The 25,789-nt window shown below is 58.6% G+C and carries 25 protein-coding genes; 9 read left to right on the top strand and 16 right to left on the bottom strand.

All coding sequences use genetic code 11. The annotated features are described in order from the left end of the window. The first annotated feature begins 244 nt into the window (after nt 1-244). Genes NR195_RS21585 through NR195_RS21575 form a run of 3 tightly spaced genes read left to right on the top strand, consistent with a single transcriptional unit; the run spans nt 245 to nt 3,841 of the window. Nucleotides 245-1,750, top strand: coding sequence for a sugar ABC transporter ATP-binding protein (locus tag NR195_RS21585; protein WP_256844900.1), 1,506 nt, complete (start codon nt 245-247; stop codon nt 1,748-1,750). Next, nucleotides 1,747-2,748, top strand: a complete 1,002-nt coding sequence (locus NR195_RS21580; RefSeq protein WP_010671160.1) for an ABC transporter permease — start codon at nt 1,747-1,749, stop codon at nt 2,746-2,748. Before NR195_RS21585 ends, NR195_RS21580 begins: the two co-directional genes overlap by 4 nt. 25 nt (nt 2,749-2,773) lie before the next feature. Then, nucleotides 2,774-3,841: a sugar ABC transporter substrate-binding protein gene (locus NR195_RS21575; RefSeq protein WP_256844899.1), complete on the top strand. Its 1,068-nt coding sequence runs from the start codon at nt 2,774-2,776 to the stop codon at nt 3,839-3,841. Nucleotides 3,842-3,889: 48 nt separating this feature from the next. Here NR195_RS21575 and dinB read toward each other — a convergent pair whose 3' ends face one another. Beyond that, a complete protein-coding gene (dinB, locus tag NR195_RS21570; protein ID WP_010255185.1) occupies nt 3,890-4,945 on the bottom strand; it encodes a DNA polymerase IV in 1,056 nt (351 codons plus the stop codon). A 244-nt stretch (nt 4,946-5,189) separates the two neighbouring features. Here dinB and dpaA point away from each other — a divergent pair, with 244 nt between their 5' ends. Beyond that, a complete protein-coding gene (gene dpaA / locus NR195_RS21565) occupies nt 5,190-5,933 on the top strand; it encodes a peptidoglycan meso-diaminopimelic acid protein amidase (RefSeq protein WP_256844898.1) in 744 nt (247 codons plus the stop codon). On the opposite strand, the gene NR195_RS21560 is transcribed toward dpaA, so the two are convergent. Together NR195_RS21560 and lpcA are read right to left on the bottom strand one after the other, a co-directional pair. After that, the gene (locus tag NR195_RS21560; RefSeq protein ID WP_010255181.1) at nt 5,904-6,671 is read right to left on the bottom strand and encodes a class II glutamine amidotransferase; all 768 of its coding nucleotides are present in this window, start codon (nt 6,669-6,671) and stop codon (nt 5,904-5,906) included. The genes dpaA and NR195_RS21560 overlap by 30 nt on opposite strands. 51 nt (nt 6,672-6,722) lie before the next feature. Continuing rightward, complete coding sequence (gene lpcA / locus NR195_RS21555) at nt 6,723-7,301, bottom strand: D-sedoheptulose 7-phosphate isomerase (protein ID WP_010255178.1); 579 nt, start codon at nt 7,299-7,301, stop codon at nt 6,723-6,725. A 253-nt stretch (nt 7,302-7,554) separates the two neighbouring features. On the opposite strand from lpcA, the gene fadE reads away from it, so the two are divergent. Beyond that, the gene (gene fadE, locus NR195_RS21550) at nt 7,555-10,005 is read left to right on the top strand and encodes an acyl-CoA dehydrogenase FadE (protein ID WP_010255176.1); all 2,451 of its coding nucleotides are present in this window, start codon (nt 7,555-7,557) and stop codon (nt 10,003-10,005) included. A gap of 192 nt (nt 10,006-10,197) precedes the next feature. Here the strand turns inward: fadE and mtnK are convergent, their stop codons facing one another. Beyond that, the gene (gene mtnK / locus NR195_RS21545; RefSeq protein ID WP_154209603.1) at nt 10,198-11,397 is read right to left on the bottom strand and encodes an S-methyl-5-thioribose kinase; all 1,200 of its coding nucleotides are present in this window, start codon (nt 11,395-11,397) and stop codon (nt 10,198-10,200) included. Nucleotides 11,398-11,519: 122 nt separating this feature from the next. Between mtnK and mtnA the strand changes: the two genes are divergently transcribed. Next, nucleotides 11,520-12,542: an S-methyl-5-thioribose-1-phosphate isomerase gene (gene mtnA, locus NR195_RS21540; RefSeq protein ID WP_256844897.1), complete on the top strand. Its 1,023-nt coding sequence runs from the start codon at nt 11,520-11,522 to the stop codon at nt 12,540-12,542. Between the two features lie 56 nt (nt 12,543-12,598). On the opposite strand, the gene NR195_RS21535 is transcribed toward mtnA, so the two are convergent. From NR195_RS21535 to NR195_RS21525, 3 genes are read right to left on the bottom strand one after another with little or no spacing between them, the layout of a single operon-like run. Further along, the gene (locus NR195_RS21535) at nt 12,599-13,141 is read right to left on the bottom strand and encodes an acireductone dioxygenase (RefSeq protein ID WP_010671156.1); all 543 of its coding nucleotides are present in this window, start codon (nt 13,139-13,141) and stop codon (nt 12,599-12,601) included. Nucleotide 13,142: 1 nt separating this feature from the next. After that, nucleotides 13,143-13,826, bottom strand: coding sequence for an acireductone synthase (mtnC, locus tag NR195_RS21530; protein ID WP_158149531.1), 684 nt, complete (start codon nt 13,824-13,826; stop codon nt 13,143-13,145). Then, complete coding sequence (locus NR195_RS21525) at nt 13,823-14,437, bottom strand: methylthioribulose 1-phosphate dehydratase (RefSeq protein ID WP_010255165.1); 615 nt, start codon at nt 14,435-14,437, stop codon at nt 13,823-13,825. The genes mtnC and NR195_RS21525 overlap by 4 nt, the downstream gene beginning before the upstream one ends. A 481-nt stretch (nt 14,438-14,918) precedes the next feature. Here NR195_RS21525 and NR195_RS21520 point away from each other — a divergent pair, with 481 nt between their 5' ends. Both NR195_RS21520 and NR195_RS21515 read left to right on the top strand, forming a co-directional pair. Further along, entirely contained in the window at nt 14,919-16,079 is a 1,161-nt protein-coding gene (locus NR195_RS21520) for a pyridoxal phosphate-dependent aminotransferase (protein WP_256844896.1), read from the top strand. Then, a complete protein-coding gene (locus NR195_RS21515; protein ID WP_089414536.1) occupies nt 16,067-16,834 on the top strand; it encodes an amidohydrolase in 768 nt (255 codons plus the stop codon). The genes NR195_RS21520 and NR195_RS21515 overlap by 13 nt, the downstream gene beginning before the upstream one ends. A gap of 27 nt (nt 16,835-16,861) precedes the next feature. On the opposite strand, the gene uraH is transcribed toward NR195_RS21515, so the two are convergent. The 9 genes from uraH to hpxU form a co-directional block, all read right to left on the bottom strand. Beyond that, the gene (gene uraH / locus NR195_RS21510; protein ID WP_010671151.1) at nt 16,862-17,197 is read right to left on the bottom strand and encodes a hydroxyisourate hydrolase; all 336 of its coding nucleotides are present in this window, start codon (nt 17,195-17,197) and stop codon (nt 16,862-16,864) included. Beyond that, entirely contained in the window at nt 17,194-17,688 is a 495-nt protein-coding gene (uraD, locus tag NR195_RS21505; RefSeq protein WP_187485005.1) for a 2-oxo-4-hydroxy-4-carboxy-5-ureidoimidazoline decarboxylase, read from the bottom strand. The genes uraH and uraD overlap by 4 nt, the downstream gene beginning before the upstream one ends. A 2-nt stretch (nt 17,689-17,690) precedes the next feature. Beyond that, entirely contained in the window at nt 17,691-18,944 is a 1,254-nt protein-coding gene (hpxK, locus tag NR195_RS21500) for an allantoate amidohydrolase (RefSeq protein ID WP_010255158.1), read from the bottom strand. After that, nucleotides 18,941-20,176 (bottom strand): alanine--glyoxylate aminotransferase family protein, encoded by a 1,236-nt coding sequence (locus NR195_RS21495; protein WP_010671148.1) that lies wholly within the window; start codon nt 20,174-20,176, stop codon nt 18,941-18,943. The genes hpxK and NR195_RS21495 overlap by 4 nt, the downstream gene beginning before the upstream one ends. A 20-nt stretch (nt 20,177-20,196) precedes the next feature. Continuing rightward, nucleotides 20,197-20,928, bottom strand: a complete 732-nt coding sequence (locus NR195_RS21490; RefSeq protein WP_010671147.1) for an amino acid ABC transporter ATP-binding protein — start codon at nt 20,926-20,928, stop codon at nt 20,197-20,199. Then, complete coding sequence (locus tag NR195_RS21485; RefSeq protein WP_010255156.1) at nt 20,909-21,565, bottom strand: amino acid ABC transporter permease; 657 nt, start codon at nt 21,563-21,565, stop codon at nt 20,909-20,911. The genes NR195_RS21490 and NR195_RS21485 overlap by 20 nt, the downstream gene beginning before the upstream one ends. After that, nucleotides 21,565-22,233 (bottom strand): amino acid ABC transporter permease, encoded by a 669-nt coding sequence (locus NR195_RS21480; RefSeq protein ID WP_010255155.1) that lies wholly within the window; start codon nt 22,231-22,233, stop codon nt 21,565-21,567. The genes NR195_RS21485 and NR195_RS21480 overlap by 1 nt, the downstream gene beginning before the upstream one ends. Before the next feature lie 10 nt (nt 22,234-22,243). Then, nucleotides 22,244-23,029: a transporter substrate-binding domain-containing protein gene (locus NR195_RS21475; RefSeq protein ID WP_010255154.1), complete on the bottom strand. Its 786-nt coding sequence runs from the start codon at nt 23,027-23,029 to the stop codon at nt 22,244-22,246. A gap of 192 nt (nt 23,030-23,221) precedes the next feature. Beyond that, on the bottom strand, nt 23,222-24,061 hold the full coding sequence (gene hpxU, locus NR195_RS21470) for a MurR/RpiR family transcriptional regulator HpxU (RefSeq protein ID WP_010255152.1): 840 nt from the start codon (nt 24,059-24,061) through the stop codon (nt 23,222-23,224). Between the two features lie 138 nt (nt 24,062-24,199). Between hpxU and NR195_RS21465 the strand changes: the two genes are divergently transcribed. Continuing rightward, nucleotides 24,200-25,786 carry a gamma-glutamyltransferase family protein gene (locus tag NR195_RS21465; RefSeq protein WP_256844895.1) on the top strand — a complete coding sequence of 529 codons (1,587 nt, stop codon included), beginning with the start codon at nt 24,200-24,202 and terminating at the stop codon, nt 25,784-25,786. Nucleotides 25,787-25,789 lie beyond the last annotated feature (3 nt).

The raw sequence follows: 25,789 nt of genomic DNA, 5'->3' as shown, positions 1-25,789 counted from the left end.
GTAAACCAGGCTCCGGCCTGGTTTTTTTATGCCTGTGACTTTCCCCCAGCATAATTCGCTGCCTTTTCCGCCCTTTACCCCGCTATTCCGCCGCTTTCCCGCGCTTCGCTGGTTGTAGCCGCCATTATGTCCAGATGTCTGGATGGCTAATAAGATTTCGTGCTAGCTTATGCGCTTTCGGCTGTTGCCGCGCCTGAAGGTTCAGGAAAAAATGCGGCCAGTGATTCTTCAGGAGAGTAATGACATGCCAGGGTTAAACTGCCTTGAGATGCGTAACATCTCCATCGCTTTTGGCGGGTTTGCCGCGCTATCGTCGGTGGATTTCCGCAGTGACGGCCATTCAGTACATGCACTGACCGGCGCTAACGGCGCGGGCAAGTCAACGCTGATGGCGATCCTTTCCGGTGCGCACAGCCACTACAGCGGCGAGATCCTGCTGGATGGTGAGCCGGTCTCCATCCGTACGCCGCGTGATGCGAAACGGCTGGGTATTCATCTGGTTCAGCAGGAAGTGGACGTGGCGCTGGTGCCGCAGCTCAGCGTCGCAGAAAACATTCTGCTGGATCGGCTGGCAGAGCCTGGCCACCGCTATCGCTGGGGCGAGGTTCGGCGTCAGGCGCGGGCGCTGCTGGCTCAGCTCGACGTGGCGCTGGACGTCAACCGGCTGGTGGAGCGCTGTACCCTGGCTGAAAAGCAGCAAATTCTGCTGGCGCGCGCGCTGTCACACCACTGCCGCTTTCTGATTCTGGATGAACCCACCGCCCCGCTGGATCAGCATGAAAGTGAGCGGCTGTTTGCTGTGGTGCGTCGCCTGCAGGCCAGCGGCATCGGCGTGGTGTTTATCTCTCACCGCATCCATGAACTGAAAGCAATCTGTGACCAGCTGACGGTGCTGCGTGATGGCCGGTTGATCGAAACCGGCCCGATGGCGGCACTGAGCGGTGAGCAGATCGTGGAGAAGATGCTGGGGCATCAGCTCACCGATATCTTCCCGGCCCGTCGTGCGCAGCAGACTCAGCCGCTGCTGCTGGCGATTGACGGTCTTCATGATGAGCAACTGCTGCAGGATATCTCGCTACGATTGCACAAAGGGGAAATTCTGGGCATTGCAGGCCTGGCCGGTGCCGGTAAAACCGAACTCTGTAAGGCGCTGTTTGGTGCCAGCAAAAGCCGCGTCAGTAGCGGTGAACTGCATGGCCAGCCGTGGCAGCCCCGTTCGCCGCATGACTCCGTCAGTCGCCGCATGGCGCTGGTGCCGGAGGAGCGGCGCAAAGAGGGGATCTTTATTGATGAGTCGGTGGCAATGAACCTCAGCGTCAGCGCAGACGACAGCTTTTCGCGCTGGAGCCTGTTTGGCCATCGCCAGGCATGGCGCTGGGCGGAGCAGGTTATCCAGCAATTGCAGGTGCGCACCACCGGTCCGGCACAGACGCTGCGCCGTCTCTCCGGCGGCAATCAGCAGAAAGTGGCGATAGGCAAATGGCTGCGCAACAACGCCGACGTGCTGATTTTCGATGAGCCGACGAAAGGCGTCGATATCAAAGCCAAAACCGAACTCTTCACCCTGATCGATAACCTGGCGCGCGAGGGGAAAGGCATCATTTACGCGTCGGGAGAGTTTTCTGAACTGGTCGGTTTATGCGACCGGATTTGCGTGCTCTGGGATGGACGCATTGTGGCCGAACTGGCTGCATGCGACGTCACCGAAGAGACGCTTTTGCTCTATTCCACCGGAGGAACCCCTGCGTGAGCAGCAAAGAAACCAGCCTGAATCTGACAGCCTCGCCGTGGCGTCACCAGTTGTTCGACTTTCTCTATAAATGGGGCATGTTGCTCACGGTGGTGATCCTGATCGCCGCCTTTGGTCTCGCCTCCGACAGCTTCCTTGAACCCAACAACATCATCAATATTCTGCGCTCAATTGCCATTGTCACGGTGATTGCGATCGGCGTCTCGATCTCGCTGACCGTTGGCGGCTTTGATCTGTCGGTCGGATCGACCGCCTCGCTGGCCAATGCGCTGGTGATTTCACTGTTTGTCTGGTACGGCTTCGGCACTACCACCGCCATCCTGCTCACCCTGGCGCTCTGCACCCTGGTCGGGCTGTTTAACGCCTTTCTGATTGTGATCCTGCGCATCCCCGACATGCTGGCAACGCTGGCGACACTGTTTGTGATTCAGGGGGTGGCGATGACCTACAGCTTTGGCGGATCGATCACCGAGAACATGGTGCTGCCGAGCGGTGATATGGCGGAAGGCACCATTCCGGCGGCGTTTGGCCTGCTCGGCCAGGTGCCCACCATCGTCATCATCATGCTGGTCGTCACCGTCGCCGCGCAGCTGGCGCTCTCACTGACTAAACATGGTCGCCGGATGTATGCGCTGGGCGGCAATCCGGAAGCGGCGCGCCTCTCCGGCATCCGCACCACCCGCTATCGGGTGCTGGCTTATGTGATCGCCTCACTGCTGGCCGGTCTGGGCGGCATTCTGCTCGCCTCGCGTATCGGCTCCTCGCAGGTGAACGCCGGTAGCGGCTACCTGATGGACGCGGTCGCGGCGGCGTGGATTGGCTTCTCACTGGCGGGCTCCGGCAAGCCGAATGCGCTGGGCACGCTGGTCGGTGCGGTGATCCTCGGCGTGCTGCAGAACGGTCTGGTGATGCTCTCTGTTCCCTACTACGCCATGGACATTATTAAAGGGCTGGTGCTGGCTTTAGCACTGGCGATCACCTATATCCAGCGCCGCTGAGGCGCGTTTACCGGAGTTGATAACAATGCAAAAAATAACACTCTCGCTGCTGGCCCTGAGCCTGCTGAACGCCAGCGCCGCCTTCGCGGATACCGTCACGCCGGTGCCTGCGGCTATCGCCAGTCATGATGGCCCGATCCGTATTGCGGTGATCCGCAATCTCGGCTCCGATGACAACACCACCCAGTTTGTTGCCGGTGCCATTCAGCAGGGTCGCCAGCTTGGCTTCAAGGTCAGCACCTTTCTCAGCAACGGCGACGATGCGCGCTTCCAGGATTTCGTGAATCAGGCGATCAGCCAGAAATATGACGGCATCGTGCTGTCGCACGGTAAAGCGCCCTACGCCAGCGGACTGGTGAAGCGCATTGCCGATGCAGGCATTAAGCTGTCGGTGTTTGATACGCCGGTGGATAGCCCGATCCCGGGCGTCACCGTCACCGCGCAGGATGACGCTTCACTGGCGCAGTTGTCGCTGGGCCAGCTCATCCATGATTTCAACGGCAAGGCGAACATCGTCAAGCTATGGGTTGCCGGTTTCCCGCCGATGGAACGCCGTCAGGTGGTGTATGAAAAACTGCTGAAAGAGAATCCGGGCATTCATCAGCTTGAGTCGATTGGTGCGGTTTCAACTGACGTTCAGGGCGACACCGCCAATAAAATTGGCGCGATTCTGGCGAAATACCCGAAAGGCAAAATCGACGCCATCTGGGGCGCCTGGGACGCCTTCAGCCAGGGCGCTTACAAAGCGCTGCAGGAGAATGGCCGTACCGAGATCAAACTCTACAGCATTGATGTTTCGAACCAGGATTTGCAGCTGATGCGCGAGAAAAACAGCCCGTGGGTGCAGACGGTAGCGGTGGATCCTAAAACTATTGGCGCGGTGAATATGCGTCTGGTGGCGAAGAAAATTGCCGGTGAAGAGACGCCAGCGACTTATCAGTTTAAAGCGGCATCGATCTCTCAGCAGCAGCTTAACAGCCAGCCTGGCGCGGTGAACGTCGCGTCACTGAACAAGATCATTCCGGGCTGGGGCAGCAATGAGGATTTCGTTGCCCCGTGGTTTGCGACCCTGGCGGCGAAATATAAGGAGTAATCGGATGTCAGCCTTGCCGGTCGGTGAGGCTGACGGTTACGGTTACGGTTACAGACCCAGCAGCAGCTGACGCTCCAGCTGGGGATCCACCATCGTCACATGTAATCCCACCAGCCGCACGCCGCGCCCGGCACGACGCTCATCCCAGGTTTTACGGGCGATGGCAATCATGTCCTCTTTATTCAGCACCGGCCAGATATGCTCCTGGGTCGTCTGCTGAAAATCACTGAACTTCAGTTTGACGCCCTGTCGCGCCACCTGCTTGTCAGGTCGGATCTGCGTCAGCCGGCGTTCCAGTTCGGCGTAGAGAAAATCGATAATTTCCAGGCAGGCATCCCAGTCGCTGATATCTTCCGCCAGCGTCCGTTCAACCCCCAGCGATTTACGCTCGCGCTCAACGATCACGCTGCGGTCATCAATGCCATTGCTGCGCTCCCACAGCACCCGGCCAAACTTACCAAAGCGCTTTAACAGCAGCGCTAAGTCCGCCTTCTGCACGTCGCCACAGGTTACCAGCCCCATCTCTTCCAGCTTTTTGGCCGAGACCTTGCCGACGCCAGGGATCTTCGCCAGCGGCAGGGTCAGCAGAAAACCGGACATCTCCGGCGGGGTAATCACGAACTGGCCGTCCGGCTTATTGAGGTCAGAGGCGATCTTCGCCAGAAATTTAATCGGGGCGATGCCCGCTGAGGCGGTAAGCCCGGTTTCACGGTAGATGGTGGCACGGATCGCCTGCGCCATCAGCGTGGCAGAGCCGTGACAGTGGGGGCTGTCGGTGACATCCAGGTAAGCTTCATCGAGGGAGAGCGGTTCAATCAGCGGCGTATAGCGGGTAAAGATGTCGCGGATCTGCGCGGAGGCTTCTTTATAGGCGTCAAAGCGTCCTGGCAGCAGACGCAGATGCGGGCATAACTTGAGGGCCATGCCGGTTGGCATCGCGCTGCGCACGCCAAATTTGCGCGCCGGATAGTTGGCGGTGCTGATCACGCCGCGACGTTCGCGGCTGCCACCAATGGCGATCGGGATGTCGCGCAGCTGGGGATTATCACGCATCTCCACCGCGGCATAGAAGCAGTCCATATCGACATGAATGATTTTACGCATACCCCCTCCGGCACTGGATAAGTATACAGTTGGCAGGGGTAACTGCAATATTTGTCGCGCTGACGATTAAAGTTTACAAATTTCTGGCCGAATATCCTTCAGTAAATCGCGAATTTGGCTGACGCCGTCTTGCTAAAAAAACAGACAATGTTTAATGTTGCGCTGCGGTAGCGGACAGTTCCGATAATGCAAACAGAGACGCACATTTTGCGTCATGTTCTCTTCACCTCAAGGTACACACAGCATGGGCAAAATCGCACTCCTGTTTGCGATGATTTTACTGCCAGCCCTCAGCATGGCAATGACACCCGAACCCGTCTCAACGGCACCGGTCAGCAAAGAATTAAAGAAGCAATTACTCGGCACCCCGGTCTATATCCAGATCTTCAAGGAAGAACGCACGCTCGAACTCTACGGCAAAATCGGTAACGAATACCGCCTGCTGAACACCTACCGCATCTGTAACTTTTCTGGCGGCCTCGGCCCGAAACGCCGTGAAGGCGATTTCAAAAGCCCGGAAGGTTTTTACAACGTGAAGCTGAATCAGCTGAAGCCGGATAGCCGGTTTTATCGCGCGATCAACATCGGCTTTCCGAATCAGTACGATCGTAATCAGGGCTACAGCGGCAATTACCTGATGATTCATGGCGACTGTAAGTCGATTGGCTGCTATGCCATGACTAACGCCTATATGGATGAGATTTTTACCTATGTGAATGCCGCACTGCGTAACGGCCAGCAGGATATCAGCATCAGCATCTATCCATTCCGCATGACCGACAGCAATATGCAGCGTCACCGCTACTCCACCTATGCCAGTTTCTGGCAGCAGCTGCAGCCGGGATACGCTTACTTTGCTAAATATCACCAGCCGCCGATGGTTAATGTCGCCAGCGGTAAATATGTGATGAACAGCAGCCCGGCACCGGTTTTAGCCAGTCCCGAAGCGGCTTCACGTTCATTCCTGGCGCTCTCCAAGGCAGAATAACGCCCATTCACCTGGCACGATCCGCTGCCAGGTTTCATTGGCCGTCAGTGGCTGCGTAGCAATCACCGTCACCACGTCATGCGGCGTGGTGTGCTGCTGAAAATCGACCTCCACATCCTGATCCAGTAACTGTGCCCGGCCAAAGGGTGCGCGGCGGGTGATCCAGTAAAGATTGGTGGAGCAAAAGGCCATCAGATAACGGCCGTCTGACAGCAGCATGTTAAACACACCCTTCTGCCGCAACGTGCCGGCAAGCTCCCCGATAAAACGGAATACCGCCGGCCAGTTGCCTGGCGTACGTGGATAGCGAGTCGCCAGCTGATGCAGGATCCAGCAGAACGCCTTCTCGCTGTCCGTTTCGCCCACCGGCCGGAATGTGCCGGTCTCCAGCTGCCGATAGCCCCTGAGCTGCCCGTTGTGCGCATAGGTCCAGTTACGGCCCCACAACTCACGGGTAAACGGGTGGGTATTTTCCAGCGACACCTGCCCGCGATTCGCCTGGCGGATGTGCGCCACCACCGAATGCGATTTGATCGGATACTCCTGCACCAGACGCGCAATCGGCGAGTTAAAGCTCGGCAGCGGATCTTTAAACGTACGACAACCTTTATCTTCGTAGAAGGTAATGCCCCAGCCATCTTTGTGAGGCCCGGTTCCACCGCCACGCTGAACCAGACCGGTAAAGCTGAAACAGATATCCGTGGGAACATTGGCGCTCATCCCGAGCAATTCGCACATAGCCACCGCCTTAGAGTAAGCGGCCTCCCGTCAGGCGGGAGGCCAGCGCAGTTACTTCACCATCTCTTTTTCGATCAGCAGCATCAGGATGTGGATCACTTTAATGTGGATCTCCTGGATGCGATCGGCATAACCAAAGTGTGGCACCCGGATTTCAATGTCGGCACTGCCTGCCATCTTACCGCCATCTTTACCGGTCAGGGTGATCACTTTCATCCCCTGCGCACGGGCAGCTTCAATCGCTTTAATGATATTGGCAGAGTTACCGGAAGTTGAGAGGCCCAGCAGCACATCGCCCGGACGCCCTACCGCTTCCACATAGCGTGAAAAGACATAGTCATAACCAAAATCATTACTGACGCAGGAGAGATGGCTGACATCAGAGATGGCAATCGCCGGATAGCCAGGACGATTTTCGCGATAGCGACCGGTCAGCTCTTCAGCGAAATGCATCGCATCGCAATGTGAACCGCCGTTACCGCAGGAAAGCACCTTGCCGCCCGCCTTAAAGCTGTCAGCCAGCAGCACCGCAGCACGCTGGATCGCATGGATATTGGCCTCGTCGCTGAGGAATTTATTCAGCGTATCAGCAGCTTCATTAAGCTCAGAGCGGATAATGTCCTGGTACATAGGGATGTCCTTTTTTAGGAGAGGTTAATCGCAGCAAGTTTAACGGAATGGCCGGTCAGCGCAAAGCGTCATGCCATGGCTGGCCAGGCAGTGGCGGCGATTATTACTGCAGCGGGTGATGCAAAAATGGACAGAAATCGGTTTTTGTGAGGCAGGTTGTAATTGCGATGTAAACAAATTGATAAATCAACCCAACTGCTCTAAACCTCTCTACATAACAGGTCAGACCTCTTACTACTTGGAGCGGTTCATTATGATGGTTGTCTCGATACTTGCCACGGTGGCGCTGATTGGCGCCCTGTTCTATCACCGCCTGTCGTTGCGGCTCAGCAGCGCGATTCTGCTGCTGTGGACTGCTGCGATGGCTTTTGCTCACCTCTGGACGCCATGGTTACTGTTGCCGCTGGCGATCATCCTGCTGCCGTTCAACCTGCCGTCATTGCGCCGCAGCCTGTTTTCAAAGCCGATGTTTCAGCGCTTCCAGCAGGTGATGCCGCCGATGTCACGCACCGAAAAAGAAGCGATCGATGCGGGCACCACCTGGTGGGAAGGCGATCTGTTTCAGGGCAAACCAGACTGGCAGAAGCTGCACAACTATCCGCAGCCGCGCCTGACTGCCGACGAGCAGGCTTTTCTTAATGGTCCGGTAGAAGAAGCGTGCCGCATGGCCAATGACTTCCAGATCACCCATGAGCTGGCCGATATGCCGCCGGAACTCTGGGCTTATCTGAAAGAGCATCGTTTCTTCGCGATGATTATCAAAAAAGAGTATGGCGGACTCGATTTCTCCGCCTATGCGCAGGCCTGCGTGCTGCAAAAACTGTCGGGCGTCTCCGGGATTCTGGCGATTACCGTGGGCGTGCCTAACTCATTAGGTCCGGGCGAACTGCTGCAACACTACGGCACTGAAGAGCAGAAAAATCACTATTTACCCCGGCTGGCACGCGGCGATGAGATCCCCTGCTTTGCGCTGACCAGTCCGGAAGCGGGCTCAGATGCCGGAGCCATCCCCGATACCGGCGTGGTCTGCATGGGCGAGTGGCAGGGTCAGCAGGTGCTGGGCATGCGGCTGACCTGGAACAAGCGCTATATTACGCTGGCGCCGATCGCCACCGTGCTGGGGCTGGCATTTAAACTCTCCGACCCGGATCATCTGCTCAGCGATAACGAAAATCCTGGCATTACCTGTGCGCTGATCCCGACCAACACGCCCGGCGTGGAGATTGGTCATCGCCACTTCCCGCTTAACGTGCCGTTCCAGAACGGGCCGACACGCGGCAATAATATCTTTGTGCCGATTGACTATATTATCGGCGGCCCACAAATGGCCGGTCAGGGCTGGCGGATGCTGGTGGAGTGTCTGTCTGTGGGTCGCGGCATTACGCTGCCATCGAACTCAACCGGCAGCCTGAAAAGTGTGGCGCTGGCGACAGGCGCCTATGCCCATATCCGTCGTCAGTTCCGCGTCTCAATCGGTAAGATGGAAGGGATTGAAGAGCCGCTGGCGCGCATTGCCGGTAACGCCTACGTGATGGATGCGGCGGCTACGCTGATTACCGCCGGTATTATGCAGGGTGAAAAACCGGCAGTGCTGTCGGCGATTGTGAAATATCACTGCACCCATCGCGGTCAGCGCGCCATTATCGACGCCATGGATATTGCCGGCGGTAAAGGCATTATGCTGGGTAACAGCAACTTCCTGGCCCGCGCCTATCAGGGTGCGCCTATCGCCATCACGGTGGAAGGCGCTAATATTCTGACCCGCAGCATGATTATCTTCGGACAGGGTGCGATTCGCTGCCATCCTTATGTACTGCAGGAGATGGCGGCGGCAGCCAGCAACGATGTTAACGCGTTTGATCAGGCGCTGTTCAGCCACATCGGTCATGTCGGCAGCAGCACCATGCGCAGCCTGTGGCTGGGCTTAACCGCCGGACGCACCAGCGCCACCCCGACCCGCGATGGCACCCGTCGTTACTATCAGCATCTGAACCGCATCAGTGCCAACCTGGCGTTGCTCTCTGATGTGTCGATGGCGGTGCTGGGCGGCAGCCTGAAGCGTCGTGAGCGTATTTCGGCGCGTCTGGGCGATGTGCTGAGCCAGCTCTATCTCGCTTCGGCGACGCTGAAACGTTATGACGATGAAGGCCGCAACGAAGCCGATCTGCCGCTGGTTCACTGGGGCGTGCAGGATGCGTTACATCAGGCGGAAGTCGCGATGGACGATCTGCTGCGTAATTTCCCGAACCGTCTGGTCGCGGGCGCATTGCGGATGACTATTTTTGCAGGCGGTCATCACTGCCCTGCTCCGTCTGACCGTCTGGACCATCAGCTGGCAAAACTGCTGCAACAGCCGTCAGCTACCCGCAGCCGTCTGGGCCGTGGCATGTACCTGACGCCCAGCGAGCACAACCCTGCCGGTCAGCTGGAACAGGCATTGCAGGATGTGATGGCGGCAGAAGTGATTCATGACAGGCTGTGCAAACAGACGAAGCAGCACCTTTCCTTTACCCGGCTGGATGCGCTGGCGAAGCGCGCGCTGGAGCAGGGCTGGATTGATGCTAAAGAGGCTGAAGTGTTGCAGCGTGCTGAGGCCAGCCGTCTGCGTTCGATTAACGTCGATGAGTTTGAGGCGGATGCGCTGGCAGTGCCGGTGCCAGAGAAAGCCCCTCAGGCTGCGTCGCGGGCGAGTGAGGCAGCATAGGGTTAGCGTTAGCCTGCATCACCGGCGCAGGGAACAGGGTCAGAAGAGGAAAGCGTCCCGCGTCAGGACATCGCGGGCCGAGCGAGCCAGGGATGGCTTTAGCGACTTTCCGATCTGCACCTGTTTCCGGCGCGGGCACACTCTTACAGCCAGCCTTTGATTTACCTGAAAGCCGACATCACGTCGGCTTTTTTATCCCGCCTGACGGATGCGGGCAATCAGCGCATCCACATCTTCTACATGATCGGCCGCCAGAATCAGCGTGCGTCCCAGATTAATCGCATTACGGATGCAGTCGGTACGCATCGCCGGATCGGCAATCAGCTTCATATCCGCCACGTGTGACATCCCCACCGTGCGGCGAATCAGTTCGGTGCCGCAGTAACCGATGGTATCGGCCCATACTTTACGCAGAAACGCCTCCGCATAGCCTGGATAAGCCAGCGCCTCATCACGGGTTTTCTCTGCCGCCAGTGCCAGAAAGCCCGCGGCAAAGGTGGTCCAGAGGGTGTGCACATCGCTGAGACGCTGCTCGCGTGCATCGGCGGCCTCACGCGGTGGCAGCAGACCCGGCACGCCGCAGTAGTTAATCAGCAGGTTGCCAATGGCGGTGCCGACATCAAAACCGATAGGGCCAAAATAACCAAATTCCGCATCAATCGCTTTCAGGCTGCCATCAGCAACGAAAATTGATCCGCTGTGAATATCACCATGCAGCAGCGCTTCAGCGTGGGCAAAGAAACGATGCTTGAGACCGCCCACCGCAATGCGCAGTGCATCGTCATTACGCAGGCTGGCGACCAACGGTTCAAGCGCTTCGGGATAGCTATTGCGCTCATGGTCGGTATAGGGATCGTTAAAGAAAAGATCTTCGGTGATTTCACACATTTCCGGATTAATAAAACGCGCCACTTCCGCTTTTTTCTGGTGCGGATGCAGGATGAAATCGGAGGTATGAAACAGGGTTTGTGCCAGATAGTCGCCTAACTGCTGAGCCGCTTCCGGGTAGTAAGCGCCCTTCACCAGCTCGCCGCGCCAGATGCGATGACTGGAGAGATCTTCCATTACCATCACCGCCAGCTCCGCATCGTAATGGGTGATCTTCACCGTGTGCTGCGGACAATATTTGTAGTGTTCGACCAGGGTCTGCGCTTCCAGCCGCGCCCGATCCAGCGTCAGCGGCCACGACTCACCCACACAGCGCACATAGGGCAGCGCCTGCTTGACCACCACCCGGCTGTTGCCCTGATCGTCATAAATTTTAAACACCAGGTTGAGGTTGCCATCACCAATCTCTTCTGCGCTGCTCAGCGCGGCAGGATTGTCCACGCCGCCAAATTGTCGGGCATATTCCACAGCATCAGCAGCAGTAAAGGTACGGTATTGCGACATTGCCTGTTCCTCATCAATCGAAGGGGGATAACCTGGGTGTAATAAGCCGTTCAGACGTCTATACATCCGTTCAGCATGTTGGCACAATAGGTATCATTAACGCAACATGGATTTCACCCACAATGCAGACACTTCAAACCACCAGCTTACAGGTTCGTGACAATCAGCTCTGGATTCTGGATCAGCAGGCACTGCCGCAGCAAAAGAACTGGCTGCCCGCGCACAGCGTGCCCCAGCTGATTGAACATATTCATGCGCTGCGGGTGCGCGGTGCGCCGCTGATCGGCCTTTCCGCCTCGCTGCTGCTGGCGTTGCTGGCAGAACAGGGGCAGACGCGCGCTGAACTGGCGCAGGCACTGGAGACCCTGCGCGCCGCCCGCCCTACCGCGGTCAATCTGATGAACAATCTGGACCGGATGAAACTGGCGCTGGCGCAGCCGGACTTTGCCCCCGCGCTGGCAGAAGAAGCCTGGCGACTGGTGCAGGAAGATAAGCAGCTGTGTGACGCCATTGCTGACGCGGGTTGTACGCGGGTGAAACACGGCAGCCAGCTGCTGACCCACTGTAATACCGGCGGACTCGCCACCGCCGGTGTGGGCACCGCCCTTGGCGTGATTGCCCGCGCCCATCAGCAGGGGCTGATTAAGAATGTCTGGGTTGATGAAACCCGTCCGCTGTTACAGGGCGGCCGGTTAACCGCCTGGGAGCTGGGCGAGCTGGCGATTCCTTACACCCTGATTACCGATTCCATGGCCGCCAGCCTGATGGCCCGTGGAGAGGTCGATGCCGTATGGGTAGGCGCTGACCGCATTGCCGCCAACGGCGATGTGGCGAATAAAATCGGCACCTACAGCCTGGCGGTGCTGGCCCATTATCATCAGATTCCGTTTTACGTGGCGGCCCCGCATACCACGCTGGATCGCTGCTGTCCGGACGGCGCAGCGATTCCTATTGAGCAGCGCGCCGCCAGTGAAGTGACGGGCGTTGCCGGCAGTTTTGGCAGCGTGCAGTGGGCGCCGGAAGCGGCGAAGGTCTATAACCCGGCGTTTGATGTCACGCCCGCCACCCTGATCAGCGGCTGGGTACTGGACACCGGGGTAGTCACGCCTGACCAGGTTCAGGGTGGCATTTTCCAGCCACAATAACGGTCTGCAAGGCGTTTACCGTGAGCGGCAAACGCCTTGCGAAAACAACGGGCGGTTTACGCCAGACGCGGATAGGCATCCGCAATCTTATCGCCGGTAAAGTTCGCTACCCAGCCTTCCTGATTATCGAAAATACGGATAGCCGTGAAGTGCGGTGACGATCCCATATCAAACCAGTGTGGTGTTCCCGCAGGTACCGAGATCAGATCGTTTTTTTCGCAGAGGATCTGCAGGATCTCGCCATCCAGGTGCAGACAAAAGAGTCCGGCACCCTCAACAAAGAAACGCACCTCATCTTCGCCGTGTGTATGTTCAGAGAGGAACTTCTCGCGCAGCACGGTTTTCTGCGGATTATCGGCGCGCATGCTGATCACGTCCCAGCTCTGATAGCCCTTCTCTGCCACCAGCCGATCGATCGCATGCTGATAGGCGTTGATCACCGTTTCGGGATCCGGATTTTCACCCAGATCGCGATCGGCTTCCCAGCGCTCAAAACGGACGCCTTTGGTGCTCAGGCGTTCACGAATCTCTTCCGCGTCGGTGCTGTGCCACACCGGCTGGCTGGCTTCGCGGTCGGTAAAAATAGTCAGTGCGCTCATCCTAAATTGACTCCGGGTTAATCTGGGAAAAATCCGTCACCTGACGATGGCGGCTCTCGCCGTCTGCATCGCCACGCAGTAGTTGCAGCGTCTGCCAGCCCGCCTCAGCGGCGGCATCCAGCTCCTGATGAATATCGGAGAGAAACAGCAGCTGCTCCGCTGGCTGACCAATTTCAGCGGCGATAGCGCGATAGGCTGCGACTTCGCGTTTGGCACCCACGTGCGTATCAAAATAGCCGCTGAAGAGGTCAGTAATATCACCTTCGTCGCTGTAGCCAAATAACAATTTCTGCGCCGCAACCGAACCGGAGGAATATACATACAGTTCAATGCCCTGCGCCTTCCAGCGGGTCAGTGCTGGCAGGACGTCAGGATAGAGATGGCCGGTAAAACTGCCGTTAACATAGCCATCGCGCCAGATCATGCCCTGCAGCGCTTTCAGGCCCGTTGATTTGCGATCCTGGTCCATAAACCCCAGCAGAATCTCTGTCACCGCATCCAGGTCGGCCTGCGGCTGACCGGCCTCCTCACGTACCGAATGCAGCGCTGCGGCGACCTCGGGCTGATGCGCATTTTCACGCAGGAAGCTCGCCAGATGCTGACGGGCGTAGGGAAACAGGATGTTATGTACAAAACGGATATCGCTGGTGGTGCCTTCGATATCAGTAACAATGGCGCGAATCATGCTCTCTCCAGCAGGCGACGTTGACGTTCACATTCAAATAAAAATTCCAGACCTTCCAGATGACGGCGTGCTTCGCTGACATCCCGGCCCCAGCAGGTTAAGCCGTGACCGCGCAGCAGAAAGCCGTAACGCAGCGGAAAGCGGGCAGCGTAATCTTCAATTTCTGACGCCAGCGCCGCAATGTCCTGGCTGTTGTCGAACACAGGAATGGCCAGCGTATCCAGATGGGTGTGCTGGCCACTTAACGATTTTTGCATCTCATAGCCGTGCAGCAGCAGCGCCGCGCCCTGCTCCACCCGCGACAGGACCGTCGCATTCACGGTGTGGGTATGCAGCACTGCGCCCGCCTCGGGAAAGAGTCGATAGATCATCGTGTGCAGACCGGTTTCTGCCGACGGCTTACGGCCAGAGAGCGACTGGCTGGTGGCAATATCGACCTCGATAAAGTCATCCCGCGTCAGCGTGCCTTTATCTTTGCCCGATTCACTCAGCAGGCAGACATGTTCATCGCGGCGCACCGACATATTCCCGCCGGTGGCCGGTGCCCAGCCTTTCGCGCCAATCCAGTGACAGGCGGCGACCAGCTGATCTAATGGAAGACTCTGCGACATAAAAGTTCCTTGCGGTGAAATGTGATCTCGGGTGGCTCAGCCCAGATAACGATAATGGCTATAAAATTACAACAGGTTGAAAATCTTAAACAGTTAGCAAACGTGCCCGACTGCTGAACCATACTCTCCGGGTCCTGCCAGATGATCCGCATCTCAGCAAGGCGGCAAGCGCTTATCGCCGGGAGCTGACACTCGTCAGTGACCGGGGTAAGTAAGTGCAGCCAACGCCGCTGACGCCCGGAGCATGACGCATGTAAATGCTAAATGATCCGCATCTCAGTAAGGCAGCAAGTGCGCGCATCCCCGGGAGCTGACACTTGTCAGTGACCGGGGTAAGCAAACGAAGCTAACGAAGCTGAGGTGTGGAGCATGACGCATTTAGCCATCTAAGCGTCTTGATTGCCAAATACTATCATCCTGTTTATAGTGGCACAAACACCGGGTGACACCGCATCAATCTTCGCGCTTAAGGCCTGACATCATGACGCAGCACAACCTGATCCCCGAGAGTAAACTCCCTTTTCTCGGCACCACCATTTTCAGCCAGATGAGTGCGCTGGCGCAGCAGCATAACGCTATCAATCTCTCTCAGGGCTTTCCTGATTTTAGCGGCCCGGACTATCTGCAGCAGCGGCTGGCGTATCACGTCAGCCAGGGCGCGAACCAATATGCGCCGATGACCGGTGCGCTGCCGTTACGTGAGGCGATAGCAGAGAAAACCGCGCGGCTCTATGACTATCGTCCTGATGTCGAAACGGAGATTACGGTGACGGCGGGCGCAACCGAAGCGCTCTATGCGGCGATTACCGCGCTGGTGCGGCCAGGCGATGAAGTGATCTGCTTTGATCCCAGCTACGACAGCTATGCGCCTGCGGTAGAGTTGTCGGGCGGCGTGATGAAACGCATTACGCTGCAGCCGCCCGCTTTCCGGGTGGACTGGCAGGCGTTTGCTGCCCTGCTGAGTGATAAAACCCGGCTGGTGATCCTGAATACGCCGCACAATCCTTCCGCCACCGTCTGGCAGCAGCAGGATTTCGCCGCGCTGTGGCAGGCGATTGCTGCGCGGCCGGTCTATGTGCTGAGCGACGAAGTCTATGAGCATATCTGCTTCGATCAGGCGGGCCACGCCAGCGTGCTGGCACATCCCGAACTGCGCCAGCGCGCTATCGCGGTATCATCGTTTGGTAAGACCTTCCATATGACCGGCTGGAAAGTGGGCTACTGCATTGCCCCTGCCGCGATCAGCGCGGAATTGCGCAAGGTGCATCAGTATCTGACCTTCTCGGTGAATACGCCGGCGCAGCTGGCGATTGCCGATATGCTGCGTGAGCATCCGGAGCACTATCTTGAGCTGCCAGCGTTTTATCGCGACCGCCGCGATCGGCTGGCAACGGCGCTAAGCAGCAGCCGCTTTAAGGTGCTTCCCTGCGAAGGTACCTACTTTTTGCTGGTCGATTACAGCGCCATCTCCGATCTGGATGATGTCAGTTTCTGCCAGTGGCTGACCCGCGAAGTGGGCGTTGCCGCGATTCCTCTGTCGGTGTTCTGCGCCGATCCCTTTCCTCATAAACTGATCCGCCTCTGTTTTGCCAAACAGCCGGCGACATTAGATGCCGCCGCGGAGCGCTTATGTCAGCTTTAAAAATCACGTTACTGCAGGAGACGCTGAGCTGGATGGATGGCGAGGCGAACCTGCGCCATTTTGACGAGCAACTGGATGGACTCACCGGGCGCGATCTGATTTTACTGCCAGAGATGTTTACCACCGGCTTTGCAATGGAAGCGGCGAAAAGCTCGCTGCCTCAGGCGCAGGTGGTGGAGTGGCTGCATCAGCATGCCCGTCGCAACGATGCCCTGGTCGGCGGCAGTGCGGCGATTCAGACCGAACACGGCTCGGTAAACCGCTTTCTGCTGGTGGAGCCGGACGGCACGCTGCATCAGTATGACAAGCGCCACCTGTTCCGCATGGCGGACGAGCATCACCACTATCTGCCTGGCGAACAGCGTCAGGTGTTTGAGTGGCGCGGCTGGCGCATCCTGCCGCAGATCTGTTACGACCTGCGTTTCCCGGTCTTCTCGCGCAACCGCAACGATTACGATCTGGCGCTCTATGTCGCCAACTGGCCTGCACCGCGTGCACTGCACTGGCAGGCACTGCTGCTGGCGCGGGCAATTGAGAATCAGGCTTATGTAGCAGGCTGTAACCGCGTCGGCAGTGACGGCAATCAGCATGAATACAGCGGCGACAGCCAGATTATTTCACCGCAGGGCGAGATCCTCAGCGCGGCTGAGCCGCACCAGCGCGCCAGGCTGGACGCAGAGCTGTCGCTGGACGCACTGAATGCTTATCGCGAGCGTTTCCCGGCCTGGCAGGATGCGGATCGCTTTTCGCTGTGAATGGCGGGCAGTCAGTCAGCCCGCCCATTAACTGCCGCGATAGGTTGACCAGGACCAGGGCGAAATCAGAAACGGCAGATGAAAATGGCTGCCCGCTTCGGCAATCATAAAATCGATCTGCGCGCTGACGTAGAGTGCATCCCGACCGGCAGCAGCAAAATAGTCGCCGATTTCTGCCGTTAAACGGTAGTGGCCCGGCGTCAGCGGCTCGGGCGTCAGATCTTTCAGACGCCCGTCGCTGTCGGTTTCACCCTGTGAAATCGGAAACCACCCTTCCGGGCTGTTCTGCTCAAGTGAAATCGCTACACCGCTGGCCGGTTTGCCCAGCGCCGTGTCCAGAATATGGGTGGTAACAGTACTCATTGAATCGTCTCCTTCAGGCGTAACAGGGTAATCTCACGCAGCTGATCCAGCACCTCCTGCTGCTCGGCAGGATCGCTATTCTGCAACCGACGCTGCAACTCTGCCAGCATCTGCTCGCCGCTACGCCCTTTAGCGCGAATCAGAAACACCCGGCCAAAACGGGCTTCATACGCCTGATTCCCCTGCTGCATTGCCTGCTGCAAAGCGCTGTCGGCCTGCTGCATGGCGGACTGCTCTCCGCGTGAAAGTGCCGCTTCTTTATCCGCACCGTTCGCGCGTTCGCCAATGCGGGGATGCGCCGACAGTGCGGTCTCCAGCTCAGGCTGCTGCCACTGGCGGGCCAGCGCATCGGCGGTTTCCCGTAGCGCATCCAGGGTGTCAAAAGGCCGGGCTGCCACCAGCGACTGCTGCCAGTGCGGAATGGCAACACAATGCCGGATGGCCGCCTGCGCCTCATCAGCCGACAGCTGATTAAATGCGGCTAATTCCATGTTCAGCTCCGTTCAGCAATCAGCGAGACCGCCTGTAAATAAGCCTGCAGCGCGGGCGCCACATCAGCCACCGCCACGGACTCCGCCGGATGGTGGCTGATACCACGATGGTTACGCACAAATAGCATGCCGACCGGCCAGCGTTCAGCGATAGCGATGGCGTCGTGCCCCGCACCGCTCGGCAGTGACAGGCTGCGCCCCTGCACCGTTTCCACCGCATGACTCAGCGCCTGCTGCAGCGCGGAGTCACAGGCGGTGGCACCGATGCGATAATATTCGTTCGACTCAAAGCGGAGTCCACGCCGCAGCGCAATCGCCTCCGCCTGGGTTAACAGGCTGGAGAGCAGTGTCTCCAGCGGGTTGTCCAGCGGACCGCGCACGTCCAGCGACAGCGATACCTCGCCAGGGATTACATTGACCGCTCCCGGCGCGCAGTTAATCGTACCGACGGTAGCCACCAGTTGCGGATCCTGCTCACGGGTGGTCTGCTCAATAAACACCATCCACTCGGCAGCAGCAGCCAGCGCATCTTTGCGGTGGGTCATCGGCACCGTGCCCGCATGGCCCGCTTCACCGGTGAAACGGCAGTTGAGGCGGCGCGCACCGTTGATGGCCGTGACCACACCGAGCGCCAGATCCTCCTGCTCCAGGCAGGGGCCCTGCTCGATGTGCAGCTCAAGATAACCGACGATATCCTCAACCCGCCGCGCCGCAGATGCGATCCTGTCGCTGTCGAGACCGACATCCGCCATCGCCTGCGCCACGGTGATGCCGTTGCCGTCAGGATGCGTCACCCAGCTTTGCGGCCAGCTGCCAGTAATGCCACGACTGCCGAGCAGCGTAATGCCAAAACGGGTGCCCTCTTCGTCGCCAAAGCCAATGACTTCAATCGCCAGCGGTAAGCGGCGCTGATGTTCGTTAAGCCACTGCACGGTTTCAATCGCGCTGAGCACGCCCAGCATGCCGTCGTAGCGACCGGCGTTGCGCACCGTGTCGAGATGCGAGCCAAGCAGTAACGCGGGTGCACCCGCTTCTGCCGCCTCGTAGCGCCCACAGATATTGCCGACTTCATCCTGCCACACCTGCATCCCCGCCGCCTGCATCCATTCACCGACACAGGCGTTGGCGCGCAGATGTTCGGGTGAGAGGTAGACGCGGGTCAGCCCCTCGGCCGTTTCGCTGATCGCCGCCAGCGCATCGCAGCGCGCCATAACGCGCTGTGCAGCGGCCTGGGCTTCGCTGGCGCTCATCATCATGCGTGGCTCCCGTAGTGATCCCAGGCGGCCTGCGCGGCGGCACCCTGTGGCGTGCGATAGCCGACATAGGTCAGCACCGTTTCCAGCGCGGAGAGAGTCTGCATCACGCAATCTTTACGCGCGTTGTAGCCCATGGTGCCAATGCGCCACACCTTGCCATGCAGCGGGCCAAACGAGGTGCCAATCTCAATGCCGAAATCTTCCAGCATCAGTTTGCGCACCTGATCGCCGTTTACGCCGGACGGGATCATCACGCCCAGCACGTTGTTCATTTTGTGTTTCAGGTCGCCGAAGGTTTCCAGCCCCATCCCCTGAATGCCTTTGAGTAATGCTTCACCGTGCAGTTTGTGGCGGGCGATGCCGTTGTCCAGCCCCTCCTGCAGGATCAGACGGGCGCACTCGCGCGCGCCAAACAGCGCACTGGTCGCTTCGGTATGGTGGTTGAGCCGCTCCGGCCCCCAGTAATCCATGATCATGCCGAGATCAAAATAGTTGGAGTAGATCATCTCCTCTTCGCCATCCTGATGCGCCTCGGTGCGGATCCCCTGCTCTACGCATTTGCGTTTGCGGATCACCGCCTCCATCTCTGCGCTCAGCGTGATCGGCGAGGTACCCGATGGACCGCCCAGGCATTTCTGCATCCCCGCGGATACGGCATCAAGTCCCCAGGCGTCCGTTTCCAGCGCGTTACCCGCCAGCGACGCGGTGGCATCGGTGTAGAACAGTACGCCATACTGTTTGCAGATCGCGCCCAATTGCTCAAGCGGCTGCAGCATGGTGGTTGAGGTGTCGCCCTGCACGGTCAGCAGCAGGCGCGGCCGCACTTTTTTGATCGCATCTTCGATCTGGTCGGGAGTAAAGACTTCGCCCCACGGCACTTCAATGGTGTGCACTTCCGCACGACAGCGGCGGGCAATTTCGCACAGCAGATGACCAAAGCGGCCAAACACCGGTACCAGCACTTTGTCGCCAGGCCGGATCGATGACAGCAGAATCGATTCGATACCGGCGCGGGAGGTGCCGTCAATCAGCAGCGTCCAGCGGTTCTCTGTGCGAAACACGCCGCGATAGAGCGCCATCACTTCATTCATGTAGTGGGTCATCGCGGGATCGTACTGCCCCAGCAGCTGACTCGACATGGCGCGCAGCACACGTGGATCGGCATTGATCGGTCCTGGCCCCATTAGCAGACGCTGTGGCGGGTTAAGTTGCGGGTAGTGATTGATATCCATGGTAATTTCCTTTTTCAGAATCAGAGGCGAACCGAAGAGATAAACTGCTTCAGCTCCGGTGACTGCGGCTGAGCGAACAGCGTCTTACTGTCGCCCTGCTCCCAGACGCGCCCCTGATGCATAAAGACCACACGATCGCCCACGTCGCGGGCGAAGCTCATTTCATGCGTGACGAGGATCAGCGTCATCCCTTCTGACGCCAGCTGCTCCAGAACTTTGAGCACTTCGCCCACCAGCTCGGGATCGAGCGCGGAGGTGATCTCATCACAGAGTAAAACTTTCGGCGTCATCGCCAGTGCACGGGCGATCGCCACGCGCTGCTGCTGACCGCCGGAGAGGCTGGCAGGATAGTAGTTGAGACGCTCGCCCAGCCCGACCTTCTCCAGCATCTGCGCCGCCAGCGCCCGGCACTCGGCCTCGCTTTTTTTCAGCACCCGGCGCGGCGCCAGCATCACGTTCTCCAGTGCCGTCATGTGCGGGAACAGATTGAAGCTCTGAAACACCATCCCGACCGAGCGGCTGATTTCACGCGCCTGCGAGTCGCGATCGGTAATCGTCATACCGCCGAGCTTGATGCTGCCCTCCTGATAGCCTTCCAGCCCGTTCATGCAGCGCAGCAGCGTGCTTTTGCCCGATCCGCTGCGACCGATGATTGAGATCACCTCGCCCATGTCGATATCCAGATCCACGCCTTTCAACACATGGTTGTCGCCGTAATATTTTTGCACCTGATTAATGGTGATGAGCGGCATTGAATTTTTTCTCCAGATACTGGCTGTAGCGAGACAGCGGATAACACATCAGGAAGTAGCCCAGCGCCACCAGCCCAAAGACTTTAAACGGCTGATAGGTCACGTTGTTCAGAATGGTGCCCGCTTTGGTCAGCTCGATAAAACCGATAATTGACGCCAGCGCGGTGCCCTTGATCACCTGGACAGCAAACCCCACAGTCGGGGCAATACCGATGCGGATCGCCTGCGGCGCAATGACCCGCCACAGCGTCTGACCAAAGGTCAGGCCGAGACAGCGCGACGCTTCCCACTGGCCTTTTGGCAGGGCGCGGATGCTGCCGTACCAGATATCGACCAGAAAGGCGCTGGTGTAGAAGGTCAGCGCCAGCGAGGCCGCCGTCCAGGGTGCAACATCAATGCCGAACAGGCCGACGCCGAAAAACGCCAGGAACAGCTGCATTAGCAGCGGCGTGCCCTGAAACAGCGCGGTGTAACCGCGTACCAGCCGCGTTAACCATTTGCGTTGCAGCAGGCGCATAAACAGCAGCGGCAGCGTCACCAGCGTGCCGCCGACAAAGGCCACCAGCGACAGCAACAGGGTCCAGCGTGCCGCCAGCAGCAGGTTGCGCAGGATGTCCCAGTCGGTAAAGGTCGTCATCATGATGGCTGCACTCCAAACCATTTACGGCCAATCGCCAGCAGCAGATGGCGCATTGCAATCGACAACGCCAGGTAGATCAGCGTGGTCACCAGATAGACCTCAAAACTTAAGAAGGTGCGCGACTGGATCAGGTTGGCGGCGAAGGTCAGCTCCTCGTAGGAGACCTGCGACACCACCGACGAACCCAGCATCACGATGATGCACTGACTCACCAGCGCCGGATAAATGCGCTGCAGCGCGGGCGGCAACACCACCCGCAGAAACGTCTGGCTGCGGGTTAATCCCAGCACCCGTCCCGCTTCCCACTGCCCTTTGGGTGTCACCTGTATTCCGGCACGAATAATCTCGGTGCTATATGCCCCGAGGTTGATCAGCATCGCCAACAGCGCCGCCTCGCCAGCAGTGAGTTTCAGCCCCAGCGCAGGCAGACCGAAAACGATAAAGAACAGTTGCACCACAAACGGCGTGTTGCGGATCAGCTCGACATAGATGCCCCACAGGCGGCTCATCCAGCTGGGTCTGCCACTGCGCAGCGCCGCGCCCGCAATGCCGAGCGCCACACCACCGGTAGTCGCCAGCACCGTCAGCTGAATGGTGACCCAAAGACCGGAGAGCAGCTCCGGCCAGTAGGGCCACAGGGCGGGAAAGTTAAGTTGCCCGGTCATGAATCTTTCCTCAGGCGCCGAGGTTGGCGGGCAGCGGCGCTTTCAGCCACTCTTCTGACAGTTTATTCAGGGTGCCATCTTTGATGCCCTGCTCAATCAGCGCATTTACTTTCGCTTTCAGTGCGGGCTGATCTTTCTTCAGGCCGATATAGCAGGGAGAATCTTTCAGCATAAACTGCGCCACCGGCGCTTTGGCCGGATTCTGACGGGCAATGGCGGCGACCACCAGGTTGCCGGTCGCCACATACTGCACCTGACCGGAGAGATACGCAGACAAGGTAGTGTTGTTATCTTCGTAGCGTTTCACCTGTGCATCTTTCGGCGCAACGTCACTGAGCACCATGTCCTCTACTGCACCACGTGTTACGCCAATCGATTTGCCGCTCAGGGCAGACGCCGCTTTGATTTCATCGCCTTTCGGCCCGAATACGCCCAGGAAGAACGGCGCATAGGCGCGGGTGAAGTCGATCACTTTTTCCCGCTCGGCATTTTTACCCATGCTGGAGATCACCAGGTCGACCTTGTCGGTTTGCAGATAAGGCACGCGGTTGGCACTGCTGACCGGCACCAGCTGCAACTTAAGTTTCATCTGTTTTGCCAGGTATCTGGCCGTGTCGATGTCATACCCCTGCGGCTGCAGATCGGTGCCAACCGAGCCAAACGGCGGGAAATCCTGCGGCACGGCGATGCGAATGACGCCGCGTTTCTGGATGTCCTGCAGTTGATCGGCCAGCGCGCTTCCCGCTTGTGCCATCAGTAATGCCGCTGTCGCAACCGCCATCAAAACTTTTTTCATTATGCACCCCGGTGAGATTAACGTGAAACAAAAGATTCTTTAGCATGCAATCTGCAACTAATGTGCCAACCCGGACGGCCACAGAAAAAGGGTTAAGCGGCAAAGCATTCAGCTGAAATCTGGCGTAATCGGGACGACTACGCCGGGGGAAGGTCTGTTCTGAAATGGGGCAAAGCACCAAAACGGTGCCTTTTAGCGGTGCTCCAGCTCATCAAACTGCTGGTAAAGGTCGGCGATCTGATGAATGCGCTGGCGTCCCTGTGCCAGCATTTCATGCAGCAGTGCATTGGCAATCAGGTTAACCAGACTCATGGCGGAGCCATAACTGTCGAAGGCGGAAACGCTGTCCAGCGGCGTACAGAGCTGCCAGCGCGCCAGCGCAATCACCGTCTGCGCCTGCGGCTCACACAGCGCCAGCAGCGGGATACCGGCAGCCTGCAACTGCTGCATCAGCGGGCGAATGATGCGGGGACGACGACGGAAGGCCATCACGACCACCATATCCTCCGGCGTAATATCCACCAGCTCCTCAGCCAGCGTCTGGCCCGGCTGCGGCAGGATATGTACCTGCGAACGCGCCTGCACCAGCTGCTGTCGCAGATGCAGTGCCACCGGATAGGCGTTGCGCATGCCGATGATAAAGACGCGTTTTGCCTGTGCCAGCTGCTGGATAACCTCATTAAAGTGCCGGGCATCCAGACTGTTCACCCACTGCGTCAGGTTAGCCATCTCCTGCTTGTAGTGTCGCGCCAGCAGCGTATTGCCCTGCACCGCATCACGATTATCGGTCAGCGGCATGCCGCTTTGGCGCAGGATGCGTAACTCATCACGCATATCCTTGTATTTCTCATAGCCCAGACGCTTAAACAGCCGGCTGACCGTGGCTTTCGACACGCCACTGAGCCGCGCCAGCTCGGCACTGTTGTAGCTGATCAGGTCATCGAAGTGGTCAAACACGAAGTCGGCAATGCGCTGCTCCTGCGGAGAGAGCTGGGGATAGTGACTCCTGAGTCGTTCATCAAGCTGTTTCATAACCCGTCCTGTAACTTTTGTTTCAGCAGAAGCTAGCACAATTTGCGCCAGGTTAACCGGCGCATTGTCAGCTCAGGGTGAAAACTGGAACAGCTCTTGCTTTGTTATCGGTTCTGTCACCCGGATAACGAGAAAAAGATGATTCAAAGCAATATGGCCCCGCAGGGGATGGCGGTGACGCCACACCATCTGGCGAGTGAAAGCGCGCTCGCGGTACTGCGTGATGGCGGTAATGCCATTGAAGCGATGGTGGCCGCTGCCGCGACCATCGCCGTGGTCTACCCGCATATGAATGGACTGGGCGGTGATGGTTTCTGGCTGATTCTGCCGCCCGGCGGCGATCCTGTCGCTATCGACGCCAGCGGCGCAGCCGGTTCGCTGGCTCATCACGATTTCTACGCCGATCACCTTAAGATTCCACATCGCGGGCCGAAAGCGGCGCTGACCGTGGCCGGTACGGTCAGCGGCTGGCAGGAGGCACTGAATCTCTCGGCTGAGATGTGCACCCCGCCGCTGCCGCTGGCACGTCTGCTGCGCGATGCGATTCGCTACGCCGCCGACGGTATTCCGGTGACCACCTCACAGAGCGCCGCCACCGCGACGTTCCGCAGTGAATTGCAGCATCAGCCCGGCTTCAGCGCCACCTTTATGCCTGACGGCAACGTGCCGCAGCCAGGCAGCCGTTTTACCCAGCCTGCCCTGGCTAACACCCTGAGCCAGCTTACTGAAGAGGGGCTCGACAGCTTTTATCGCGGCACGCTGGCTCACCATATGGCCGATGAGATGACCACGCTGGGCATGCCGGTGACGCTGGCCGATCTGCAGCAGCATCGCGCCCGCCGCACGACGCCGCTGCATCTCTCCCACAGCGAAGGTGACATCTGGAATATCACCCCGCCAACGCAGGGCATGGTGTCGCTGGCGATCCTGGGCATCACCGATCGGCTGGAGATGGCGGAGGCTGACGATGCGCAGACGGTGCACCGTATCGTGGAAGCCACCAAAAAAGCGTTTGCACTGCGCGACAAACACATCACCGATCCACGTCACGTCACGGAAGATTTGCAGGCGCTGCTGGACAGCGATCACCTTGCCACACTCGCCAGCCAGATCACCGATGGAGAGGCGGCGGCATGGGGAAACGGACGCGGGCCGGGCGATACGGTCTGGATGGGCGTGATGGACAGCAGCGGCCTGGCCGTCTCCTTTATTCAGAGCATTTATCACGAATTTGGCAGTGGTGTGGTGCTGCCCGGCACGGGTATCACCTGGCAGAACCGCGGCGCCGCTTTCAGCCTCGATCCTGACCATCTGCTGGCCCTGGCACCCGGTAAGCAACCGTTTCATACCCTGAATCCCGCCGCCGCACGGCTGAAAGATGGCCGGACGCTGGTGTATGGCGCGATGGGTGGGGATGGACAGCCGCAGACTCAGGCGGCGATTTTTACCCGCCATGTGATTCAGGGCTTGCCGTTACAACAGGCGGTCAGTGCGCCGCGCTGGCTGCTGGGCCGGACCTGGGGGCAATCATCAGACTCGCTGAAACTGGAAGGTCGTTTTGACGACGAAACGGTATTGATGCTGCGTCTGTGGGGACATGAGGTGGAGCTGCTGCCGGACTTCAGCGAATCCGTGGGCCATGCGGGCGCCATTGTGCGCCACAGCAACGGCATGTTTGAGGGCGCAAGCGATCCACGCAGTAACGGCAGCGCCGCCGGTTTTTAACAG

Origin of the sequence: Pantoea sp. Ft-CA_14 (genome assembly GCF_024520875.1) — a bacterium.
GTDB lineage: Bacteria > Pseudomonadota > Gammaproteobacteria > Enterobacterales > Enterobacteriaceae > Pantoea > Pantoea agglomerans.
This window is presented reverse-complemented; position numbering and strand designations above follow the sequence as displayed.

Coding starts and splice junctions, on each gene's coding strand:
- NR195_RS21585 (WP_256844900.1), top strand. CDS start 245: ATGCCAGGGTTAAACTGCCTTGAGATGCGTAACATCTCCATCGCTTTT.
- NR195_RS21575 (WP_256844899.1), top strand. CDS start 2,774: ATGCAAAAAATAACACTCTCGCTGCTGGCCCTGAGCCTGCTGAACGCC.
- dinB (WP_010255185.1), bottom strand. CDS start 4,945: ATGCGTAAAATCATTCATGTCGATATGGACTGCTTCTATGCCGCGGTG.
- dpaA (WP_256844898.1), top strand. CDS start 5,190: ATGGGCAAAATCGCACTCCTGTTTGCGATGATTTTACTGCCAGCCCTC.
- NR195_RS21560 (WP_010255181.1), bottom strand. CDS start 6,671: ATGTGCGAATTGCTCGGGATGAGCGCCAATGTTCCCACGGATATCTGT.
- lpcA (WP_010255178.1), bottom strand. CDS start 7,301: ATGTACCAGGACATTATCCGCTCTGAGCTTAATGAAGCTGCTGATACG.
- fadE (WP_010255176.1), top strand. CDS start 7,555: ATGATGGTTGTCTCGATACTTGCCACGGTGGCGCTGATTGGCGCCCTG.
- mtnK (WP_154209603.1), bottom strand. CDS start 11,397: ATGTCGCAATACCGTACCTTTACTGCTGCTGATGCTGTGGAATATGCC.
- mtnA (WP_256844897.1), top strand. CDS start 11,520: ATGCAGACACTTCAAACCACCAGCTTACAGGTTCGTGACAATCAGCTC.
- NR195_RS21535 (WP_010671156.1), bottom strand. CDS start 13,141: ATGAGCGCACTGACTATTTTTACCGACCGCGAAGCCAGCCAGCCGGTG.
- mtnC (WP_158149531.1), bottom strand. CDS start 13,826: ATGATTCGCGCCATTGTTACTGATATCGAAGGCACCACCAGCGATATC.
- NR195_RS21525 (WP_010255165.1), bottom strand. CDS start 14,437: ATGTCGCAGAGTCTTCCATTAGATCAGCTGGTCGCCGCCTGTCACTGG.
- NR195_RS21520 (WP_256844896.1), top strand. CDS start 14,919: ATGACGCAGCACAACCTGATCCCCGAGAGTAAACTCCCTTTTCTCGGC.
- NR195_RS21515 (WP_089414536.1), top strand. CDS start 16,067: ATGTCAGCTTTAAAAATCACGTTACTGCAGGAGACGCTGAGCTGGATG.
- uraH (WP_010671151.1), bottom strand. CDS start 17,197: ATGAGTACTGTTACCACCCATATTCTGGACACGGCGCTGGGCAAACCG.
- uraD (WP_187485005.1), bottom strand. CDS start 17,688: ATGGAATTAGCCGCATTTAATCAGCTGTCGGCTGATGAGGCGCAGGCG.
- hpxK (WP_010255158.1), bottom strand. CDS start 18,944: ATGATGATGAGCGCCAGCGAAGCCCAGGCCGCTGCACAGCGCGTTATG.
- NR195_RS21495 (WP_010671148.1), bottom strand. CDS start 20,176: ATGGATATCAATCACTACCCGCAACTTAACCCGCCACAGCGTCTGCTA.
- NR195_RS21490 (WP_010671147.1), bottom strand. CDS start 20,928: ATGCCGCTCATCACCATTAATCAGGTGCAAAAATATTACGGCGACAAC.
- NR195_RS21485 (WP_010255156.1), bottom strand. CDS start 21,565: ATGACGACCTTTACCGACTGGGACATCCTGCGCAACCTGCTGCTGGCG.
- NR195_RS21480 (WP_010255155.1), bottom strand. CDS start 22,233: ATGACCGGGCAACTTAACTTTCCCGCCCTGTGGCCCTACTGGCCGGAG.
- NR195_RS21475 (WP_010255154.1), bottom strand. CDS start 23,029: ATGAAAAAAGTTTTGATGGCGGTTGCGACAGCGGCATTACTGATGGCA.
- hpxU (WP_010255152.1), bottom strand. CDS start 24,061: ATGAAACAGCTTGATGAACGACTCAGGAGTCACTATCCCCAGCTCTCT.
- NR195_RS21465 (WP_256844895.1), top strand. CDS start 24,200: ATGATTCAAAGCAATATGGCCCCGCAGGGGATGGCGGTGACGCCACAC.